1 protein-coding gene is annotated in these 1,326 nt (G+C 57.8%); it reads right to left on the bottom strand.

Annotation, left to right across the window (positions count from 1 at the left end; translation table 11 throughout):
- Nucleotides 1-54: 54 nt before the first annotated feature.
- Nucleotides 55-1,326 (bottom strand): AI-2E family transporter (locus tag AB4Z11_RS31915; protein ID WP_442030216.1); only part of this gene is annotated, 1,272 nt, incomplete at its 5' end.

The following is a 1,326-nucleotide window of genomic DNA, read 5'->3' on the forward strand; positions in this document are numbered from 1 at the left end:
GCCAGGTGCGGCTGTGTGCTGTTATTTCGACCCGCAGCGCATCATTTCAGTACTTCAAGCCGCGTCGCGGTCGGGGGAAACGAAAGCTAGGCACTCCTCGAACGAACGCAAGACCATATCTACCTCGGTTTGCATCGCTGCAGGCGGCACGGAAAACTCGTCCCTTGGCAGCCGAACGGTCGCCACCAGCGCTTGGGGAAGCAGAATGCGCAGCGCAGCGACGGCAATGCGCCATGTTTCGAAGGTCTCTTTTAGTGGATAGGCGACCAAAATGGTAGAGACCAGAGAAGCCTTGCCGGAGTCGTGCTGCTCGTAAGGCAGGGGCAAAGAAACACTACGTGCGTCTACACCACTTTCTCGCAATGATCGTGCGAGTAGTTCACCGATTAGCTCATCGCGCTCCGATTCTAATCCTGCGCACAGGACGATGGAACGTAGAGGGACATCTAGTGAACCTTGCCAGCGACCGAGCCGTGCTTCACGCAACTGCCGTGGATGTGCACCTACGTTAGCGTCGAGCAGGGACACGCGGTGTCGGCGTGTCGCCGTACCGCTGGGTGCGAGGACTTCCGCAACTTCCACAACGGTGCAGCGTAGACGCTCCTGTTGCACTTTGTCGATTGCGCCCCTGCGCAACTCTCCCGCGGCAAGTGCCAAGCCAGGTAGAAGCGTTTGATCACAGTACCGTGCGAAGCTGGCACGGCGTAGATATATTTGAGCATCCTTAAGAATGGCCGCAGCTTCCCCCGACAGGCTACGCTGGAAGAAACGCTGTGCGGCAGTTACGTCTGGTGCTTGGCCCAGCAATATTGAGAGCGACTCCAAGGACTCAATGTGCCGGCCGGCGACGACCAGGCAAACGGTCAGAGGCGTAGAAATCAACAGCCCTACGGGCCCCCAAAGCGTTCCCCAGAACACAGCCGATACCACGACTGCCAGAGGCGACAAGCCTGTGCTGTGCCCATAGACCTTTGGCTCCACCAAATTTGACACCGTTATTTCGAGGACACCAAACAAGATGACGGCTGAAAGCGCCATATCCCAACCGGTGTCGACGGCCGCGGCAAAGCAGGCGATCACCCCGCCAGAGGCTATGGCGCCCAGGTATGGGATAAACCGCATCACGGCAGCTAAGGTTCCCCACAGTAGTGCATGCGGTACTCCTAAAGTCAACAATCCAAATCCGATAAAAATGCCAAACACCGTGTTGACGAGGAATTGCGTGAAGAAGTATCGCGACACGCCACCGGCAGCATCGCCCAGCGCCTTTACGGTGCGGCTGATTTCGGTTTGGCGTCCCAGCCGGATCAGGCGATCCTGTAAGGA

Source organism: Pseudoduganella sp. RAF53_2, assembly GCF_052113985.1.
Taxonomy (GTDB): Bacteria; Pseudomonadota; Gammaproteobacteria; order Burkholderiales; family Burkholderiaceae_D; genus Rugamonas.